The 17,721-nt window shown below is 73.6% G+C and carries 16 protein-coding genes and 1 pseudogene; 4 read left to right on the top strand and 13 right to left on the bottom strand.

Annotated features, from left to right (window positions below; all coding sequences use genetic code 11):
- Window positions 1-70 precede the first annotated feature (70 nt).
- The 6 genes from fae (N4G63_RS24175) to N4G63_RS24150 form a co-directional block, all read right to left on the bottom strand.
- Window positions 71-613 (bottom strand): formaldehyde-activating enzyme, encoded by a 543-nt coding sequence (fae, locus tag N4G63_RS24175; protein ID WP_260790173.1) that lies wholly within the window; start codon window positions 611-613, stop codon window positions 71-73.
- 20 nt (window positions 614-633) lie between these two features.
- Window positions 634-1,494, bottom strand: a complete 861-nt coding sequence (locus N4G63_RS24170) for a formylmethanofuran dehydrogenase subunit C (RefSeq protein ID WP_260790172.1) — start codon at window positions 1,492-1,494, stop codon at window positions 634-636.
- 58 nt (window positions 1,495-1,552) lie between these two features.
- Entirely contained in the window at window positions 1,553-2,491 is a 939-nt protein-coding gene (fhcD, locus tag N4G63_RS24165) for a formylmethanofuran--tetrahydromethanopterin N-formyltransferase (RefSeq protein ID WP_260790171.1), read from the bottom strand.
- The gene (locus tag N4G63_RS24160) at window positions 2,488-4,191 is read right to left on the bottom strand and encodes a formylmethanofuran dehydrogenase subunit A (RefSeq protein ID WP_314600242.1); all 1,704 of its coding nucleotides are present in this window, start codon (window positions 4,189-4,191) and stop codon (window positions 2,488-2,490) included. Before N4G63_RS24160 ends, fhcD begins: the two co-directional genes overlap by 4 nt.
- A 76-nt stretch (window positions 4,192-4,267) precedes the next feature.
- On the bottom strand, window positions 4,268-5,683 hold the full coding sequence (locus N4G63_RS24155; RefSeq protein WP_260790170.1) for a molybdopterin-binding domain-containing protein: 1,416 nt from the start codon (window positions 5,681-5,683) through the stop codon (window positions 4,268-4,270).
- A 354-nt stretch (window positions 5,684-6,037) separates the two neighbouring features.
- Window positions 6,038-6,781, bottom strand: coding sequence for a HisA/HisF-related TIM barrel protein (locus N4G63_RS24150; RefSeq protein WP_260790169.1), 744 nt, complete (start codon window positions 6,779-6,781; stop codon window positions 6,038-6,040).
- Between the two features lie 21 nt (window positions 6,782-6,802).
- On the opposite strand from N4G63_RS24150, the gene N4G63_RS24145 reads away from it, so the two are divergent.
- The 3 genes from N4G63_RS24145 to N4G63_RS24135 are packed head-to-tail and all read left to right on the top strand — an operon-like array spanning window position 6,803 to window position 9,535.
- On the top strand, window positions 6,803-7,813 hold the full coding sequence (locus tag N4G63_RS24145; RefSeq protein ID WP_260790168.1) for an ATP-grasp domain-containing protein: 1,011 nt from the start codon (window positions 6,803-6,805) through the stop codon (window positions 7,811-7,813).
- Window positions 7,806-8,927, top strand: a complete 1,122-nt coding sequence (locus N4G63_RS24140) for a hydantoinase/oxoprolinase family protein (RefSeq protein ID WP_260790167.1) — start codon at window positions 7,806-7,808, stop codon at window positions 8,925-8,927. Before N4G63_RS24145 ends, N4G63_RS24140 begins: the two co-directional genes overlap by 8 nt.
- Window positions 8,927-9,535 (top strand): amino acid kinase family protein, encoded by a 609-nt coding sequence (locus N4G63_RS24135; protein WP_260790166.1) that lies wholly within the window; start codon window positions 8,927-8,929, stop codon window positions 9,533-9,535. Before N4G63_RS24140 ends, N4G63_RS24135 begins: the two co-directional genes overlap by 1 nt.
- On the opposite strand, the gene N4G63_RS24130 is transcribed toward N4G63_RS24135, so the two are convergent.
- The 5 genes and pseudogenes from N4G63_RS24130 to N4G63_RS24110 form a co-directional block, all read right to left on the bottom strand.
- A complete protein-coding gene (locus N4G63_RS24130; RefSeq protein WP_260790165.1) occupies window positions 9,515-10,240 on the bottom strand; it encodes a (5-formylfuran-3-yl)methyl phosphate synthase in 726 nt (241 codons plus the stop codon). The genes N4G63_RS24135 and N4G63_RS24130 overlap by 21 nt on opposite strands.
- 163 nt (window positions 10,241-10,403) lie before the next feature.
- Window positions 10,404-10,976: pseudogene (locus N4G63_RS24125) on the bottom strand (DUF447 domain-containing protein); the annotation flags it as partial.
- Window positions 10,973-12,514: a DUF6513 domain-containing protein gene (locus tag N4G63_RS24120; RefSeq protein WP_260790164.1), complete on the bottom strand. Its 1,542-nt coding sequence runs from the start codon at window positions 12,512-12,514 to the stop codon at window positions 10,973-10,975. The gene N4G63_RS24120 and the pseudogene N4G63_RS24125, both read right to left, overlap by 4 nt.
- Window positions 12,493-13,167, bottom strand: a complete 675-nt coding sequence (locus tag N4G63_RS24115; protein ID WP_260790163.1) for a flavoprotein — start codon at window positions 13,165-13,167, stop codon at window positions 12,493-12,495. Before N4G63_RS24115 ends, N4G63_RS24120 begins: the two co-directional genes overlap by 22 nt.
- Window positions 13,094-15,208 (bottom strand): sigma-54-dependent Fis family transcriptional regulator, encoded by a 2,115-nt coding sequence (locus tag N4G63_RS24110; protein ID WP_260790162.1) that lies wholly within the window; start codon window positions 15,206-15,208, stop codon window positions 13,094-13,096. Before N4G63_RS24110 ends, N4G63_RS24115 begins: the two co-directional genes overlap by 74 nt.
- A gap of 230 nt (window positions 15,209-15,438) precedes the next feature.
- On the opposite strand from N4G63_RS24110, the gene N4G63_RS24105 reads away from it, so the two are divergent.
- Window positions 15,439-15,963, top strand: a complete 525-nt coding sequence (locus N4G63_RS24105) for a dihydroneopterin aldolase (RefSeq protein ID WP_314600241.1) — start codon at window positions 15,439-15,441, stop codon at window positions 15,961-15,963.
- An 88-nt stretch (window positions 15,964-16,051) separates the two neighbouring features.
- Here the strand turns inward: N4G63_RS24105 and fae (N4G63_RS24100) are convergent, their stop codons facing one another.
- Window positions 16,052-16,564: a formaldehyde-activating enzyme gene (gene fae / locus N4G63_RS24100; RefSeq protein ID WP_260790161.1), complete on the bottom strand. Its 513-nt coding sequence runs from the start codon at window positions 16,562-16,564 to the stop codon at window positions 16,052-16,054.
- 78 nt (window positions 16,565-16,642) lie between these two features.
- Window positions 16,643-17,707, bottom strand: a complete 1,065-nt coding sequence (locus N4G63_RS24095; protein WP_260790160.1) for a triphosphoribosyl-dephospho-CoA synthase — start codon at window positions 17,705-17,707, stop codon at window positions 16,643-16,645.
- Window positions 17,708-17,721: the final 14 nt, after the last annotated feature.

Genomic DNA, 17,721 nt, shown 5'->3' with positions numbered 1-17,721 from the left:
GATGGCGGCCGCGGGGGCGGCCGCGGGGGCAGCGGTGGGGGTGGCAGGCAAGGCGGGCAAGAAAAAGGGCTCAGGACCAGTCGTCCATGTCGTGCTTGAGGCTGTGGCGGCGCGCGATCAGCTCATCCACCGTGGGCTCGTTGGACAGCGCGCGCCGGATGGCCAGCCGGGTGGCCTCGTGGTTGGTGCGGTACATGTCCTTCTTGTCGAGATTCTCGTGCTTGGCGCAGCGCGGGTCGATCCAGACCAGGCTGATGATGCACAGGCGGTTGGCCAGCTCGCGCGGGATGATGCCCTCGATCAGGCAGTCGACCACCGCATCGGCGGTGGCGCTCTGCACCACGCCGCCGAACAGGTCGATGTTGGCCGTGTCCTTCAGGGTGACCTTGGGCACCATGATCGTGGCCGGCCGCACCAGCTGGTTGCAGGCGCGGATCACGAACATCGCGGTGTGGCCCTTGCTCTGCGCCATCAGCTTGGCAAAGGCATGGCCCACCGGCCCGTCGGTGCGGCCGATCAGGATCTCGGGCATGGCGTCGGTGAACTGGCCTTCGCGCGCCAGCACGGTGGCCTCGCCGGCGTGGAACAGGTAGTCGGGCGTCTCGGGGATCATGCAGGGGCTCCGGGGATGGGTCAGCACAGGTGGATCAGTTCGCCAAAGCCGCCCTGGGCACGGTCGCCCAGGTGGCGCTGGATGGGCCGGCGGCCAAGGCCGGCGAAGGGGTGCTCGGCCAAGGCGCGCTCGGGCCAGGGCGCGTCGGGCTGCGGGCCGGCCAGGCGCGCCAGGCTGCGCGACAGCAGGGCCCAGAACACCGGCACCTCGGCGCCGGCCGGCACAAAGCTGCCCGGCACAGTCACGGCCTGCGGGCCGGCGGCGCACACCACGCTGCCGCGCCGCATGCCATAGCCCACCTGCGCGCCGGCGCGGCCGCCCAGCAGCACGGTGCCGGCCACCAGGCGCGAGGCGGCGTAGGCGCCGGCATCGCCGCGCAGCAGCACGGTGCCGCGGCGCATGCGGTCGGCCAGGCGGTCGCCGGCATGGCCGTCGATGCGCAGCAGGCCGCCGCGCATGCCGTCGATGCTGCCGGGCAGGGTGCTGGCGGCAAAGTGGCCGACATCGCCGCCGATGTGCAGCAGGCCGCCGGCCATCTCGCAGGCGGCCAGGTCGCCGGCGTTGCCGTCCACCCGCAGCTCGCCGGCGCGCATGCCGGTGCCCACGCCATCGCCCACCGGGCCAAGCACCCGGATGCGGCCGCCGTCCATGCCCCAGCCCAGGTGGTCGCAGCGCGACAGGTTGCCCTCGAAAAGCAGCCCATCGTCGGGCTGCGCCGACACGTCAAAACACTCGGCCAGCGCCAGCGTCTCGCGGCCATGGCCCAGCGGCCAGCGCTCGACCTGCGCCTGGCCCAGGCCGGCCAGCGCGGCGGGCGTGAGGCCGCGCAGATCCAGGCGCAGCGGCGGCGGCCGCCGCAGGGCCAGACGCCAGCCGCTCACTGCACGCCCCCCCGCGCTCCGCGCTGCAGGATTGGCGCTTGGGAGCGGCCCTGCGCGCTCATGCCCTGTCCTCCAGCAGCCGGTGCAGGTGGAAGTGGTAGGGCCCCAGCTTGCCGCCATAGTTGCCGGCCGAGATGCGCAGCAGGCCCCCGGCGGCGCCGATGGCGATGCCGGCCTGCAGGCCGGCGCGCATGGCCGCGGCCACGTCGGCCTCGCTGAGGCCGTCGATCACCACCTCGAGCACGCAGCGCACCTCGGCAGCGATCTCGCTGTGCGGCACCAGGCCGCGCAGGCCGGGGCAGAAGGCATCGTTGGTGGACGCGCTCAGCGCCGGGTACTTGCTGCCCACCTTGGAGCCCGAACGCACCACGCCACCCGGAAAAGGCATCACCACGTTGGGCAGACGGCGCATGGCGGCCACCGCGGCCTCGGCCGCCGCCAACGCGCAGTCGGTGTCGCGGGCCAGCAGCAGCAGGTTGCCGCCGCCCACGGCCTTGATCACCGGCGTGCTCTCCTGCACCACGAACTCGCCGTCCATCACCGGGATGCGCCAGTAGCGCTGGCCGTCGATCAGCTTGGCGATCTGCCAGCCATCGCCAAAAAAGCGCAGGTTGCGGCCCAGCGCCACCGGCTCGCCCTCGGCCAGGCCGGCAAAGGCCGCGGTGGTGGGGCAGGTGAGCACGCATTGGCCGATGCGGCGCTCGATCTGCTTGGCCAGCTCCTTGCCCGACATCGCAAACAGCAGCAGGGCCACGCCCGGCCGGCCGTCGGGGGTTTCGTCGGCCGCCAGCGTGCGCTCGATGCCTGCCTCGCAGCCGCAGGCGATCACCGAGGTGGCCAAGCCGGTGGCGGCCTCGGCCGCATGCCGCGCCCATTGCGCGTTGTGGGCGGTGACGATCACCCGCGTGGCCTTCATCGCAAAGGCCTCGGCAAAGCCGTCGTCGATCAGCACGCCGTTGCGCAGCAGCGCGAGCGCGGGGCGTTGCGCCGTGCTCATGCCGGTGTGCGCTCGAAACACGCCGCCGGCAGCAGGCGGCCGCCGTTGGCGCAGTGGCACAGCTCGTCGCGGCCGATGGCCTGGTGGTCGAAGTTCACCGAGCCGTGGCGCGCCCAGTGGCGGCGCAGCACCCGCTCGATGCCGCGGTCGTATTCGGGCTCGACAAAGTGCGTGCCACCCACCGGCATGGCCAGCAGCCGGCCGGCCTCGGCCACCAGCGCGCCGTCCTTGAACACCCATTGCGGCGTGGCGAACATGCGCTCGCGGTCGGGCTGGTCGCGGTACACCGCGATGTCGGCCGCGGCGCCGGGCGCCAGGTGGCCGCGGTCGCGCAGGCCCAGCAGGCGCGCCGGGCCGGCGCGGGTCATGATGGCGATCTCGCGCAGCGTCAGCTCGCGCGTGATCTCGCCCAGCGCGCTGTGCGCGGCCACGTCGGGGTGCAGGCGGGCCAGCTGCTCGTTGCGGAAGCTGCGGTCCATCAGCAGCCGGATCAGGTGCGGATAGCTGGTGAACGGGCCGCCATTGGGATGGTCGGTGGTGAGCACCACCTGCCAGGGGTTGCGCACCAGCAGGAAGATCTCGAGCCCGATGGCCCACTGCAGCGCGTTGACGAAGCTCTGCTCGCGGTAGCGGAAGGGCACCACGCCGCAGCCGGCCTCGCACTCGATGTCGCCACCGATCCACTTGCGCGGGCTGGCCAGGCCGGCCTGGGCATGCTGGCGCATGGTGTCGCCCGAGGCGGTGACGGTCTGGCCGAACATGATCTGGCCGACATCGATGCTGATGTTGGGATGGGTGTTGACCGCCTCGGCCAGCTCGCGCGCGGCCGACGAGAACTTCTTCGGCCCCTCGCGGCCGTAGGCGTGGAACTGCACATGGGTCAGGTGGCCGGGCAGACCTTCGAGCGCCGCGATGGTCTGCAGCGTCGAGCCGATGTTGCCGGCCACGCCCAGGTTGCTGCCGTGGATGTGCAGCGGGTGCGGCACGCCCAGGTCGTGCAGCGCGCGCGCCAGCGTGTGCAGCACGCGCCGCGGCGAGACCCCCCAGTGGCCATGGGCCTCGTCCACGTCGAGCCGGCGCTGGTTGAACTTGAAGGCCGAGATGCCGCCCGGGTTGACCACCTTCACGCCCAGCGCCTTGCTGGCGTGCAGGGTCCAGGCGGTGTAGTCGCGCAGCAGGCCGAAATCCTGCTGCTCGGCCAGCATCTGCAGCATCAGCTCGTCGTTGCCCAGCATCACGTAGGCGCCGTGGTCGAGGATGGGCGTGTCGCCCATCTCGAGGTGCGCCTGGCGTGCATTGGCCGCCACCATGGCCGGCTCGAAGGCCGCGGTGTAGCCCATCTCCACATAGCGGTAGCCGGTGGCCAGGGTGCCCGGCGTGCAGCGGCCGCACGAGGGCAGCTCGAGCGCCTGCGTGGCCGCGGCCAGCGGCGCGGGCAGGGGCAGCGGATCGAGGCCGGCGCGGTGATCCTCGGGCATCAGCATGCGCGCCAGGTTGACCTTGCCACCGCCGATGTGGGTGTGCATGTCGATGCCGCCGGCCATGATCACGCAGCCGCTGGCGTCGAGCGTGGTGGTCACCGGCCCGGCGTAGTCGGCCGCGGCCATGCGGCCATCGCGCAGCACCAGGTCCATCACGCGGTCGTCGAGCGCCTGCGTGGGGTCGATCACGCGGCCGCCGCTCAGGCGCACGCTGCTCATCGGTGGCACCGCGGGTGCACTTTGGCACCGCCAGGCTGCGCCTGTCGGGATTCGCCCTTGGGGCGGCCCGGCGGGCTCATGCCGCCACCCCCGCCATGGCGCGCTGCCGCAGCACGGCGTCAAGCAGCCGCGAGGCCACTTCGGCCACGCCGGGCAGGCGGCTGGGGCGCAAGGCGAACAGCGGCTTGACCACCGTGCCGTCGGTGCGCAGCAGGTGGCCGGCGCTGTCGATGCCCGGCATGGCCACCGGGATGTAGATGGCCTGCGGTGCCATCGCCTGGCGCGGCGCCAGCGCCGGGGGGGCCAGGTAGATGCAGGGCAGCGCCTGGCCCGCGGGCGGCAGTGGCGCCTGGGCCGTGACGTCCAGGCTCGACACCCACAGCAGCGCGTCCACCGCGCCATCGGCCAGCAGCCGGGCGCTGGCAAAGCGCTGCGGCGAATGCTCCAGGCCCGCCGGCCCGGCGCGGCTGCGCAAGGGCAGGCCCGACAGCCAGGTGAACACCTGGTTGGCGGTGCCGGTGCCGCCGCTGCCGCCCAGCCACAGACTGGCCGCGCGGCCACGGCGGTTGAGCTCGCCGACCAGGCGCTGCACCTGCTCGATCAGCAGCGCGCCATGCGCCGGCAGGCGCGCGCTGGCACCCACGAACACGGCGTAACGTGCGCCGTGCAGCTGCGCGGCCAGCCGGGCCAGTGCGGCGTGGTCGGGGGTGTCGGGGGTGTCGGGGGTGTCGGGGGTGTCCGAGGTGTCAGGGGTGTCGGGTGACGCAGGCGGCGCATCGGCATCCTGCGCCGCGGCCGCCGGCTGCGGCTGGCTGCGCACCAGCATCGCCAGTTGCGCCAGCAGCGCCGGCAAACCGCCGTGCAGCGGCAGGCTGCTCACGCGGGTGTGCGGCAGGCCCTGCAACAGCGCCAGGTCGCCTTCGGCCGGGCCCAGCAGCACGATGTGGCGGTGCAGCGCCGGCGCCACGCCGATCGGCTGGCCGATGCCGCAGCGGCGCCACAGCCGCGGCGCCAGGTCTCGCTGCAGCCCGCCCACGAAGACGATCAGGTCGGCGCGCTCGCGCAGCTCGCCCAGGGTGCTGCTGTAGCCGCCATGGTCTTGCAGCGCGCGCTGGGACTGCATCAGCGACTCGCCATGCGCGGCGTCGCAGATGGCGCCGGTGTGTGCCGCCAGGCGGTACAGCGCACGGGCCCCGGCCACATCGGTGCCCATGCCGGCCAGCAGCGGCTGGCGGCTGTTGGCCAGGTGGGCAGCGGCGGCCGCCACGGCGGTGGCCAGATCGCAGGGCTGGCCGGCCACCCAGGCCGCCGCGCCGGCCTCGGCCTCGGGCGTGGCCAGCACCTCGGCCAGGCGCTGCTGCAGCAGCGCGCAGTCGGCGGCGGCGGGTTGCGCCGGGTCGACCTCGTCGCACAGCAGCGGGCAGAACGGGCAGGTCCAGAGCGGCCTGGACGGCTCCGGGGGCAGCGAGTGAGGGCTGGCGGCAAGGCTCATGCAGGGCCCCACCTCGCAATCCACATGCCATTGCGCCGCGCCCGGCTGCGCGCCCCGGCGGCCGGTTGTGTCGGCCCCCTTGTTGCCACCGCTGTCGCCACCGCTGTCGCCACCGCTGTCGCATCCGGCTGCCACGCCCGGTCCCGCCGTTCACCGCCCGGGCCGCCCCCGCCGCCAGCCGCCAAAAACGCAACACTGTGTGACGTTTATGGCCGCTGCCACGCCGTGGCAGGCCCTGGCCGGGGCCTTGGCGGGGGGCTGGCGGGGGTTCTGGCAGGGGTTCTGCGGATGGCACGAAACGTGATGCAAGCGGGCGATGCAATCCACGCAGCGCCTGCGGCGGCCCGGCCCCGCTCAGCCCTCGCCGGGCCCGGATGACGTGCGGTGGCCACCGCGCGGCGCCAGCCGGCCATCGTGCAACGCACTGGCCACCAGCCAGGCATCGGCGCCGGCCGCCGCGGCGGCCTGCAGGTCGGCCTCGTCGCGCAGGCCGCCGGCACCGGCCAGCAGGGCCTGCGGCGCGCGCTCGCGCACCCAGCGCAGGGTGTCGAGGTTGGGCCCGGCGCCGGAGCCCACGCGCTCGAGCGTCATCACGATCAGCCGCTGCGGCCAGCGGCCGGGGCTTTGCCAGCAGCCGGCGGCGTCGAGCAGTTCGGTGCCGCGCCGGTCGAGCGACAGGATGCCCTGCGCCTGCCAGGCGCCAGCGGGGCCGAAACAAGCGTCCAGCGCCTGCGCCGAGCGCAGCGATTCGCTGCCGAACACCGGCACCAGGCGGTCGCCATCGGCGCCCAGCGCGTCGCGCAGCTGCCGGGCATCGGCCGCGCTGGCAAAGCCGGCATCCAGCCACAGCTGCAGCCGCGGCAGCGCGGCCAGCAGGCTGGCCAGCACCGCCTGCTGCGGCGCGCCGCCGGTCAGTGCATCCAGGTCGGCCAGGTACAGCGTCTCGGTCCGGCAATGGGCCAGCAGCGCGCGGGCCACCACGAGCGGTGCGCTGCCTGCGCACAGCTGCGACTGCATCGGCCGGTACAGCGCGCGCTGGCCGCCGCGGGCGCGCACCACCTGGCCGTGCATCAGGTCGATCACCGGAATGAGCTGCATGGGCAAGACGGGAGGCGGGCGATGAGACAGGTGTTCGTGTACGAGCATGTTAGTGGCGCGGCGCCGCTGGCCGCGGGCCTGGGCGCCGCGCCCGCCGACGACGCCGAGCTGCTGGCCGCCGGCCTGGCCATGCGCGATGCGCTGGCCCGCGACCTGCTGGCCTGCCCGCACACCGAGGTGGTGGTGGCCAGCGCCAGCGGCATGCCGGCACCACCGCCGGGTGCGCGGGTGCAGGCCCCTGCGCCGGGCGAGCCGGCGCAGGCCTTCGTGGCCCGCCAGGCGCGCCGGCATGGGCTGGTGTGGGTCATCGCGCCCGAGACCGACGGCCTGCTGGCCGGGCTGCAGGCGGTGGTGCCGGCCGAGGCCTGGCTGGGCTGCTCGCCGGCGGCCATCGCGCTCACCAGCCGCAAGCAGGCCACGCTGGGCCACCTGGCGCGCCACGGCGTGCCGACGCCCTGGCGCTTCGGGCCCGGGGCGCAGGCCGGCCGCTGGGTGGTCAAGCCCGACGACGGTGCCGGCGCCCTGGCCACCTGGCGCCATGACGACCTGGCTTCGGCCCTGGCCGACCAGGCCCGGCGGGCCGCCAGCGGCAGGGTCAGCACGCTCGAGCCCTGGGTGGATGGCGAGGCGCTGAGCCTGTCGCTGCTGTGCAGCCACGCCGGCTTCGAGCTGCTCAGCGTGAACCGCCAGCACATCGAGGTGGACGCCGCCGGCCAGGTGTCGTACGCCGGCGTGAGCCTGTGCGCCCTGGGCCCGGGCGATCCGCGCCATGCGCCGCTGGCCACGCTGGCCGCCCGGGTGGTGGCCGCCGTGCCCGGCCTGCTGGGCTTTGTGGGCATCGACTGTGTGTGGCATGCCCGCGAAGGCGCGGTGTTCATCGAGCTGAACCCGCGCCTGACCTGCGCCTACGACGGCCTGTCGGCGGCGCTGGGTCGCAACCTGGCGGCCGACTGGATCCACAGCCTGGCGCCACCGGTCGGGCCGCCAGCCGGCCTGGGCAGCCCGGCGCGGGCAAAGGCCGGCCATGTCTGAGCGCGCGCTGATCGGCTGGGACATCGGCGGTGCCCATGTCAAGGCCTGCCTGATGCGCGGCGGCCGCGTGCACGACCTGGCGCAGTGGCCCTGCACGCTGTGGCTGGGCCTGTCGCACCTGCAGGCCGTGCTGCAGGCCGCCTGGCAGCGCTGGCCGGCGCTGGACGGCGCCAACCATGCCGTGACCATGAGCGGCGAGATGGCCGACCTGTTTGCCGACCGCGAGGACGGCGTGCGCCGCATCAGCGCCCAGCTGGCCACCGACCTGCGCCCGCGCGACGCCGCGGCGCTGCAGGTGTTTGCCGGCGAGGCCGGCTGGTGCACGCCCGGCCACGCCGCGGCGCTGTGGCCGCACATCGCCTCGGCCAACTGGCTGGCCACCGCCCGCCATGCCGCGGCCGGCCTGGGCGAAGGCGTGCTGGTCGACATCGGCAGCACCACCACCGACCTGATCGCCTTGGCCGGCGGCCAGGTGCTGGGTGCCAGCCGCAGCGACGCCCAGCGCCTGGCCAGCGGCGAGCTGGTCTACCACGGCGTGGTGCGCACGCCGCTGTGCGCCCTGGGCCCGCGCATTGCCTGGCGCGGCCAGCTGCACAACGTGATGAACGAATGGTTTGCCACCAGCGCCGACGTGTACCGCCTGACCGGCGAGCTCGACCCGGCCCACGACCAGCAGGCCGCCGCCGACCAGGGCCTCAAGAACCAGGCCGGCTCGCAGGCCCGGCTGGCGCGCATGATCGGGCTCGATGCCCGCGAGGGCAGCGCCGCCGAATGGCTGGGCTTTGCACAGGCCTGGCGGGCGCGCCAGGTGGCTGAGCTGGCCGGCCAGCTGCAGCGTGTGCTGGCGCGGCTGCCGGCCACCGCACCGGGCTGGCCGGGTCAGGTGGTCAGCGCTGGTTGCGGCGACTTTCTGCTGCCCGATGTGCTGGCCCAGGCCTGGGCCGCGCTGCCGGGTGCCGCCACGGCGCCGCGGCCGCGGCTGCAGCGCTACGTCGACGCGCTGGTGCCGATCGCCGCCGACAGCCCCGAACAAGCCGCCCGGCTGGCGCGTTGGGCCCAGGTGTGCGCGCCCAGCGTGGCGGTGGCCGCGCTGTGGCAGCAGGAGCGTGGCTGATGTGGATCGTCAAGCTGGGTGGCAGCCTGGGCGACGACCCGGTGCTGCTCGAGTGGCTGGAGCTGCTGGTGCGCCTGGGTGGCGGGCGCGTGGCGGTGGTCTGCGGCGGCGCGCGTTTTGCCGACGAGGTGCGCCGCGTGCAGGCGCACTGGCAGTTCAATGACCTGGCCGCGCACAACATGGCGGTGCTGGCCATGGCCCAGGTGGCCTACCAGCTGCATGCGCTGAACCCCGGGCTGCGCCTGGCCGCCAGCCAGCGCGAGATCCGCCAGGTGCTGCAAAAGGGCCAGACCGCGCTGTGGCTGCCCTTCGAGATGCAGCGCGACCAGCCCGACCGCATGACCAACTGGGACAACACCGCCGACAGCATGGCCCTCGAGCTGGCCTGCGGCCTGAACGCCGAACGCCTGGTGCTGGTGAAGTCATGCCTGGTCGACCACCGCTGCTCGCTGGGCCAGCTGGGCGAGGCCGGCGTGGTGGACGGGCATTTCGCGCAGCTGTCAGAGACCGCGGCCTTTCCGATCGAGATCCTGCACAAGCACGAGCTGGCGCAGATGCGCGCCCTGCTGCTGGGTGGCCACCGGGTCTCAGGCCACGCCGAGCGCTGAGGCCGGCGCGCCGCGGCCGTGCTGCCACTGGCGCAGCGCCTGCAGGCGCTGCGCATCCAGCGCCGCGGCGCGGTGGCCGGCACACACCGCGCTGCGAAAACCGGCAAAGCTGGCACCCAGGGCCTGCACTGCCGGCAGATCGCTGGCGCGCAGCGCGCCGGCCAGGCCCACCGGCACGCCCGCCGCCCGCGCGCGCGCCACAAAGGCCTGCAGCAGCGGCCGCGGCACGCAGTCGAGCAGGCTGCCGGCGAGCTTGTCGGCGGTGTCGGCCATCAGCGCGGCAAAGCCCAGGCTGCAGGCCAGCGTGGTGAGGTCCTCGGGCAGGCCCTGCTCGGCAATGAACACCGGCACCACCGTCGAGGGCCCGGCCGCCAGGGCCTGCAGCGCGGCAGCGGCGCCCGGCCCCGGCGGGATGCCGACCTTGACATAGTCGACCCCGCAATCGGCCACCGCGGCCACCCGCTCCAGCACCGCCTGCAGCGGCTGCAGCGGCAGATCACCGATGGTGGCGCTGACCGGGCGCGACCAGCCCGCCGCGCGCAGCGCCTGGCTCACCGCCCGCACCGTGGGCAGGGGCAGGCCACCCAGGGCGCCGGCGCCGGGCTCCTTCAGGTCGATGTAGTCGATGTCGGCGGCGCAGGCCAGCCGGGCTTCGTCGACGCTGCGCACGCTGACCAGCAGGCGCAGCGGAGGGTTCTGGTGCATCAGAGGGCCTGACAAGCTGTGGTTGAGGCTAGCCACCGCGCGGCTGGACAGCGGCCTTGTCCGAAACAGCCTGGGCCGGCTCGCGACGGGCCATGGGCACCGCAAGGCTTGCCTGGCCGCTGGCCGCAATCGCGCCGGGTGCGGCGCCGGGTGCGGCGCCGGGTGCGGTGCCGGCTGCAGCGCGGTGCCGCGCCACGGCCTCGCGCAGCCAGCCCCAGGCCTCGTGTTCGGCCGGGCTGGCGGTCTTGTCGATGGCGATCTGCAGGTAGGCCAGTTCGGCATCCACCTTGGCCGCCGGCAGCAGGTGCAGGCGGCTGACGAGGATGGCGCCCTCCAGCACCGCCGCCTGGGCCCGGTTCAGGCCCTGGAACGGCGCATGGGTGGCGTCGTGCAGCGTGCGCATGTGCAGCACCGGGCGCTGGCCGTCGTCGTGCTGATGGTCGAGCCGCAGCTCCACATGCCGCAGCGCGCAGGCCAGGTAGGCGCCAAGCACCTGCGTGGCGGGCCGCAGCGGCCAGTCGCGGCGGCCGGTCACGCAGCCGGCAAACACCCGCGCATCGGTGACCAGGTTGAGCACCGCCACCCCGCTGGCCAGGATGTTGTCCAGCGTGGTGGAGGGCTTGAACGGCATCAGCACCACGCCCTCGGGCTGCCAGCGCACGCCCATCGGCGCCAGGTGGTCGCGCCCGGCCGGCGAACGGGTGCTGACCACGGCCTCGAAGATGCTGTCGTTCATGGTGCGGCGGGGATGGCAGTGGGGATGGCGGCGGGAGTGGCACCGGGAGTGGCACCGGGAGTGGCACCGGGATTGGCAGCGGGAACGGCGGGCGCGCCGGCGCACGCGCCCGCCGCCGTCGCACCCGAGGGCGCACCCGCGGCAGCACCCGCCGCCGCACCCGCCGCCCGCGTGCTGCCCGGCGCGCACCAGCCCTCCAGCGGCTCGGCCGCGCGTTCGACCGCGCAGCCCCAGTCGAGCGGCTGGTCCTGCACATAGCGCTTGCCCAGACGCCAGGCGATCTCGGCGCGCGCCAGTTCCACGCCCATGTAGAAGGCATGGGCGGCGTCGTCGTGCAGGCCCAGCCGCGGCCACAGCGTGAACGGGTCGGGGCCCTGGCGCAGGCCGTCGCGGTTGTAGACATGCAGGCCATCGGCGGCCACCTGCACCCGGAAGTTGGGGTCACGCACCTGGGCGGCGGTGGCGGCAATCTCGGCCGGCGTGTCGGGGAAGGGGTGCTTGTCGTGCACCGTCATCAGCGCCGGCGACAGGCCCTTGGGCAAGGCGCCGTGGCGCACCGCGGCATGCATGATGCGGCGCGCCCAGTCGGCCTCGCGCACGGCGCGGCGGGCATGGGCGCTGACCTGGGTGGTCAGCACCGCCGCCACGCCCAGCTCGGCGGCAATGCCGAACAGCAGCGCATTGATGCCGCTGGTGTCGGCCTCGGTCAGCTCGGTGAGATTGCCCACGCCCATCATGATCGCCACCTCGGGGTGGCACTGGCGCAGCCGGTGGTAACGCGTGATCGACGCGGCAAAGCCGAACGGGATCGGGTCGAGGATCGGGTCGGCCAGGAACGGCCGGCCGCGCCGCTGCAACTGCGCGATCGCGGCATCGAGCGAGGCCTCGTCGGCCGGCTCGCGCGGGATCAGCACCGGCGTGGCCGCCACCTCGTCGGCCAGCCACAGCGTGTCGAGGCTCAGGCTCAGCAGGTAGTCGGCACCGGCGCGCGCGCCCAGGCGCAGCTCGTCGGTGTTGACCGAATCGACGCTGACCCGCAGCCCGCAGGCCTTGAGCGCCTGCACGCTTTCGGCCAGGTGGCCAAACGCCGTCTGCGGCAGGCCGCCGAGGTCGATCACGTCGGCGCCTTCGGCCCGCAGGGCCAGCGCGCGCTCGACGATCTGCGCCACCGACAGGCGCGGTGCGTCAACGATCTCGGCAAACAGCAGGCTGCCGGTCTGGCTCAGGTCGACCGGCCGGGCCTGGCGGTTGAAGAACTGCGGCAGGTCCTTCAGCTCCTCGGGCCCGCGCTGCACCGGCAGGCCGTAGTGCCGGCTCAGGGCCTCGAGGTCGCCACGGCAGCGGCCCGGCACGATGATGCGCTGCGCGGCCACCGGCGTGGCCAGGCGGCGGCGCACCATGTCGGCGGTCATCAGGGCGGCCACCTGCAGGCCGAGATCGCGCACCTCGTGGGTGAACGGTGCGTTGTCGATGCCGGCCAGCACCCGCTCGAGCTGCGGCTGGGCCAGCCGGCCGGTCAGGAAGAGGATGTGTTCCATGCCAGGGCCAAAGCGTGCAGCCGGGCCTCGAGCGCGGCGGCCAGTTCATCGGGAGAGCAGACCACCTGGCAGAAATCGATCTCGCGCAGCCGCGCCACGTTGTCCAGCTCGATGCGGCGCGGGCGCAGCGTCACCCAGTCGTGCGGCGACTTGGTCACCACCACCGGCTCGGTGTCGCACGCGAACACGATGCCCGGAATGCCCAGCTTGCCGGCCTGCGCAAACATGTTGGTGGGCAGGCTGTCGCTGATGCCCAGCGCGCACTTGGCCACCGTGTTGCTGGTGGCCGGCGCCACCACCACGGTGTGGTAGCTGCCGTCGTAGAGCATGCCCACCGGCACGCCGCTGGCGGTGGTGTCGCGCAGCACGCGAAAGCGCTGCTTCAGGGTGTCGATGCGCAGCTTGTACAGCGGCAGCACCTCTTCGGCCGCGGCGGAGAGAAACAGATCGACATCGGGCAGGCGCGCGGCCAGCGCCATCGATTCTTCGAGGTAGTGCCCCGAGCCGGTGACGCACCAGGCAAAACGCGGGCGGGCCGGCGTGGCCGGGCCGGGCGCGTCACCGCGGCCGGGGTCGGCCTCAGCGGGGCTCGGGCGGGCAGACGTCGATGTCGAGCTTGTGGAGCTTGCGGTAGAGGGTGTTGCGACTGACATCAAGGGCCTTGGCCACGTTGCTGACATTCCAGCGGTACTGCTCGAGCATCTGCAGCAGCACCTGCCGTTCGTTGGCCTGGATCGGGTTGAAGCGGCCGGCGGCGGCCGGCAGGGCTGCCGCGGTGGCGGCCGGCGGCAGGGCGGTGGGGGTGGCCACGCTGCCGGGGCCGGCCAGCGCCTCGGGTGCGGCCAGGCGGCCGGGGCCGGTGGCCGCGGGTTCGGGCAGCACGCGCAGCGCGGGCAGGTGCTCGCAGTCGATGGTCTGGCCGTCGGCCAGCGCCGCGGCGGTGCGCAGCACGTGGCGCAGCTGGCGCACATTGCCGGGCCAGGGGTGGCTCATCAGGCGCTGCAGCGCCATCGGGCTGAGCTGGGCCTCGGCGCCGGCCTCGGCCACCAGCGTGGCGCGGATGATCTCCTGCCGGTCGCTGCGCTCGCGCAGCGGCGGCAGCTGCAGCTCGATGCCGGCCAGGCGGTAGTACAGGTCTTCGCGGAAGCGGCCTTCGCTGACCATGGTGGGCAGGTGCTGGTGGCTGGCGCTGATGAGCTGGAAGTCGACCGGCAGGGTGTCCTCGGTGCCCAGCGGCGTGACCTGGCGCTCGTCGAGCACGCGCAGCAGCCGGGCCTGCAGCTCGAGCGGCATGTCGGCGATCTCGTCGAGAAACAGCGTGCCGCCATCGGCCTGCAGGATCTTGCCGCGGCGGCCGGTGCGCTGCGCCCCGGTGAAGGCGCCGGCGCGGTAGCCGAACAGCTCGGACTCGATCAGGGTCTCGGGCAGGCTGGCGCAGTTGACGGCCACGAAGGCGCCGGCCGCATGCGGGCTGCCCTCGTGCACCGCACGCGCAAACACCTCTTTGCCGGCGCCGGTTTCGCCGCACAGCAGCACCGGCGTCTGCCGGCCGATGACCCGCCGGGCGGTTTGCAGATGGGCCTGCAGCCGGGCGTCCTGGAAGGTGCCCAGCCCGCTGCCGCCACGGGCCGCCGCGGGGCGCGGCCGCGCCGCGGCCACCAGCTCGGCACCCGGCATCTGGCCGGCCTGGCCGCCCGGTGCCAGGTGCGCCACCGGCCCGATGGCGCCCCGCGGGCCGCTGCCGGCCACCAGGGCCGTGGCCGGCTGCCGGGCCACGGCGAAAAAGCGCGACGAGGCCCCGGCGCGGTAGGTCACCACCGGGTGGTACGAGGACGAGGAGCTGCGCACCAGCATGTCCTCGAGCGAGCTCTGGAACAGCTCGTCGACACGCTGGCTGCGGATCTGGTCCATCGACTGCAGGCCCAGCTGGAACAGCGCGCTGCGGTTGGCGGCCAGCACGCGGCCATCGTTGCCGATGGCCAGCTTGCCCTCGTGCAGCGTGTAGACGAACTCGGGCCGGCTGTGGAAGTGCAGCGGATGCGCGTCACGGAAACGCTGATCGATCAGGCGGTTCTCGATCATGCGCGCGGTCATGCCCAGCAGCACCAGCAGATGCTGCTGCATCAGGCTGGACCGGCTGGTGACATCCAGCACCGCGGTGATGCGGCCCGCCGGATCGAACACCGGCACGGCCGAGCAGGTGAGCTGGGTGAAGTCGCTGAAGAAGTGGTCTTCGCGGCGGATCGACACCGGCGCCGCGGCGGCCAGGCAGGTGCCCATGCCATTGGTGCCGGCCTGGTTCTCGCTCCACACGCCGCCGCACTGCAGGCCCAGAAAGGCGGCCTCGGCCGCAAACTCGGGCGAGGACACCATGTGGATGATGACGCCGTCGGTGTCGGTCAGCACCACGGCCATCTCGGGGTCGGCCAGCTGCTGGTACAGCGTGGTCATCTCGTAGCGGGCGCAGTCGATGACATCGGCCTGGCGTGCGCAGCGCTCTTCCAGGGAGGCCTGCGACACCAGCAGCGGATCGCGGCGCTTGGCCGGGTCGAGCCGGTAGTCGTTGAGGCAGCGGTCCCAGGAGCGCAGCAAGACCTCGTTGCCGCCACCGCTGGCACCCACGCGCACCACGTTCAGGATGCGCTCGGCGTGCTGGTCGGCACTGCTGGATTCGCTGGACAAGCTCAACGCCATGGTGATCTCCGGCGGGCCCGGTGACAGCAGGCCCTGCTCAGCAGGCATTCTGGGTCGGCGTTGCCGGACGGACACCCGGTTAAACACGGGTACCACCACGATAGACGGCGCCTGGCGGTGGCGCTGCAGCCGGCGCGGCCGCGCGTGGCCCGCATATTGCACTGGCTGGCCGCCGCGCCACGGCGCGTGCCACGCCATCCACGCACAAACGACCCCAGGAGACCCCACGGATGACCCCGCATTGGAGCGACCAGAACGCCTGGCCGGCCCCCGGCAGCCCACGCGCCGACACGGCCCCGGCCACCGGCCGGGCGCTGGACCTGATCTTCATCGACGGCCTGCTCGGCCAGACCGTGATCGGCATCCATCCGAGCGAGCTGCACGCGCCGCAGCCGCTGCGCATCGACCTGCAGGCCGGGCTGCCGCGTGCACTGGCCTGCGACACCGACCGCATTGCCGACACCATCGACTACGGCGAGGTGCGCGAGCGCCTGCTGCGCCTGCTGGCCGAGCACCGGCTGCAGCTGCTCGAGGCCCTGGCCGAGCAGATGGCCAGCATCCTGATCGAGGAGTTTCATGCTGCCTGGGTGCGTGTGCGCGTGACCAAGCCACGCAAGTTTGCCGATGTCGAAGCGGTGGGTGTGCAGATCGAGCGCCAGGCCAGCCGCCGTGCTGGTGGCCACGAGGGCCCGGGTGCACGCCAGGCCGCGGTGCTGCGCCTGCTGGGCAGCGGCCTGGTGCCGGGCCAGCGCTGAGCAGGCCCGACAAAAGCCCGCCCGCCACGCGGCTGACGCGGGCGGGCGGACGCATGGCGACAGCGCCGGCCGCGGCCGGCGCGTGTCTTTACAGGTGGGCCGCAAACGGATGGGCGGCCGTGCCCTTCTGGGCCACCACCTGGGCGGCGGTGGGCAGGCCGCCGACGGCCCGCTTGATGGCCTCGCGGGTGGCCTGGTAGTTGTAGTCCTGGATCTTCTTGTCGTCCTCGGCGAGCCAGTGGATGAACACGCCCACGCTGACGAACAGGTTGTCGGCCTCGTCGGCCGGAATGGTGCCGTCTTCGACCGAATCGGCCACCGCCATGGCCACGCCGCGCTGGGCCGGGCCGAACATCTGCACCGCCTGCTTGGCGCCCTTGATGGTGACCTTGTTGAACATCACCGTGGACGGCTTGGTCAGCAGGTTGGGCGCCACCACCGCCAGCAGCGAGGTGAAGCCGTCCTTGTTGTTGACGAGGGCGTTGGCGAAGGCGGTTTCGGCGGGGCTGCCGCGCGGGCCGATGAGCAGGTCGATGTGGGCTACTTCGTTGCCCTCGCCGACGAGCGATTCGCCCACCATCATGTGATTGATCCTGGCCATGGTTTGCTGGTCTCCTGCGTTGGGTTGTGGAGTCGAGACGACGCTGGCCTCAACACGGGCCAGAGTGCCTTGGCCATATCACGTTCCGTGCCATGCACGCAGGCGACGCGTGCTGCTGTCGGCCGCTTGCGGGCCAGGGCCCGGCGCAGGGTGGATCAAGGCCGCCAGCATCAGGGTTGCCACGGTCAAATCGGCCGTGGTGCCGGGGTTCAGGCCCTGGTGCTTGAGGCTCTGGTCCCACTGGGCCAGTTCGCAGGCCAGTGCGGCGGTGTCGTCGCTGGCCGCACGCCGCTGCCAGCCCTGCGCCAGCGCCATGACAGTGTGTGCCACGGCCTCGCCGTGCTTTCGCACAATGTGTGAATCGGGCCAGCGCGCCAGCAGCGCCAGGTAAAGGCGCAGCACGGCGCGGTGGCCCGCCGCGTCGCCACCCGGCCCGGCCCACGGCGGTGGCGCCAGCGGCTGGCCACCGCAGGCTGCGGCCCAGGCCGGCAGCGCGGTGTCGAACAGGTCGGCAAAGCCGTCGCGGTACTGGCGCGCGATGCGGTCGCGCTCGGCGGCCAGGGCCATGGCGGCGCGCAGGCCCAGCGTGGCCGGGCCGTGCACATCCTGCGTGGGTGCCTCGCCCAGGCCGCCCGGCTGCGCGGCGGCAATGGCCGTGAAGGCGGCCTGTGCGTCGTGGCGGTCGAGCGCGCCCAGCACCTGCTGCAGCGCCGCGCGCAGGCCGGCTGGCTGCAGCGGCTGCGGCGGTGGCTGGGCCACCGCCGGCGCGGCCGCGCCGGCCCAGGGTGGCCGTGCCGCCGCGGCGAGGCCGTGTTCGGCGGCCGCGGCCAGACTTTGCTCAGCGGCCGCCGCCAGACATTGCTCAGCGGCCGCCGCCAGTGGCGCGCACAGCAGCACGATGCCGAGATTGGTATTGCAGCCGGCCGCCCGCCACGAGGCCGCCTGGGCCGTCACGATGCGCTGGCCCACGCTGGCCCCGGCACGGCACAGCGGGCCCGCGGCGGCCTCGGCGCTGGCCTCGAACTGCGCCGCCTGCATGCCGTGGCCCGGTGAGGCGTGGCTCACATTGCCGGGCTTGCGCACCGCCACATCCAGCGCGCAGGCCTGCACGAAGGCGTCGCGGATGCCGGCCGTGCGGATCACTGGACGCCCCCCGG

Origin of the sequence: Aquabacterium sp. OR-4, from assembly GCF_025290835.2 — a bacterium.
Lineage (GTDB): Bacteria > Pseudomonadota > Gammaproteobacteria > Burkholderiales > Burkholderiaceae_C > Pseudaquabacterium.
Note: the sequence above shows the minus strand (reverse complement) of the source record. Positions and strands in the feature narration are given on the sequence as shown.

What these genes read in the sequence shown, in the direction of transcription:
- N4G63_RS24140 (WP_260790167.1), top strand. Translation starts at nt 7,806, where the DNA reads ATGTCTGAGCGCGCGCTGATCGGCTGGGACATCGGCGGTGCCCATGTC.
- N4G63_RS24120 (WP_260790164.1), bottom strand. Translation starts at nt 12,514, where the DNA reads ATGGAACACATCCTCTTCCTGACCGGCCGGCTGGCCCAGCCGCAGCTC.
- fae (WP_260790173.1), bottom strand. Translation starts at nt 613, where the DNA reads ATGATCCCCGAGACGCCCGACTACCTGTTCCACGCCGGCGAGGCCACC.
- N4G63_RS24115 (WP_260790163.1), bottom strand. Translation starts at nt 13,167, where the DNA reads ATGTCAGTCGCAACACCCTCTACCGCAAGCTCCACAAGCTCGACATCG.
- N4G63_RS24150 (WP_260790169.1), bottom strand. Translation starts at nt 6,781, where the DNA reads ATGCAGCTCATTCCGGTGATCGACCTGATGCACGGCCAGGTGGTGCGC.
- N4G63_RS24130 (WP_260790165.1), bottom strand. Translation starts at nt 10,240, where the DNA reads ATGCACCAGAACCCTCCGCTGCGCCTGCTGGTCAGCGTGCGCAGCGTC.
- N4G63_RS24155 (WP_260790170.1), bottom strand. Translation starts at nt 5,683, where the DNA reads ATGAGCCTTGCCGCCAGCCCTCACTCGCTGCCCCCGGAGCCGTCCAGG.
- N4G63_RS24105 (WP_314600241.1), top strand. Translation starts at nt 15,439, where the DNA reads ATGACCCCGCATTGGAGCGACCAGAACGCCTGGCCGGCCCCCGGCAGC.
- N4G63_RS24135 (WP_260790166.1), top strand. Translation starts at nt 8,927, where the DNA reads ATGTGGATCGTCAAGCTGGGTGGCAGCCTGGGCGACGACCCGGTGCTG.
- N4G63_RS24145 (WP_260790168.1), top strand. Translation starts at nt 6,803, where the DNA reads ATGAGACAGGTGTTCGTGTACGAGCATGTTAGTGGCGCGGCGCCGCTG.
- N4G63_RS24110 (WP_260790162.1), bottom strand. Translation starts at nt 15,208, where the DNA reads ATGGCGTTGAGCTTGTCCAGCGAATCCAGCAGTGCCGACCAGCACGCC.
- fhcD (WP_260790171.1), bottom strand. Translation starts at nt 2,491, where the DNA reads ATGAGCACGGCGCAACGCCCCGCGCTCGCGCTGCTGCGCAACGGCGTG.
- N4G63_RS24160 (WP_314600242.1), bottom strand. Translation starts at nt 4,191, where the DNA reads ATGAGCAGCGTGCGCCTGAGCGGCGGCCGCGTGATCGACCCCACGCAG.
- fae (WP_260790161.1), bottom strand. Translation starts at nt 16,564, where the DNA reads ATGGCCAGGATCAATCACATGATGGTGGGCGAATCGCTCGTCGGCGAG.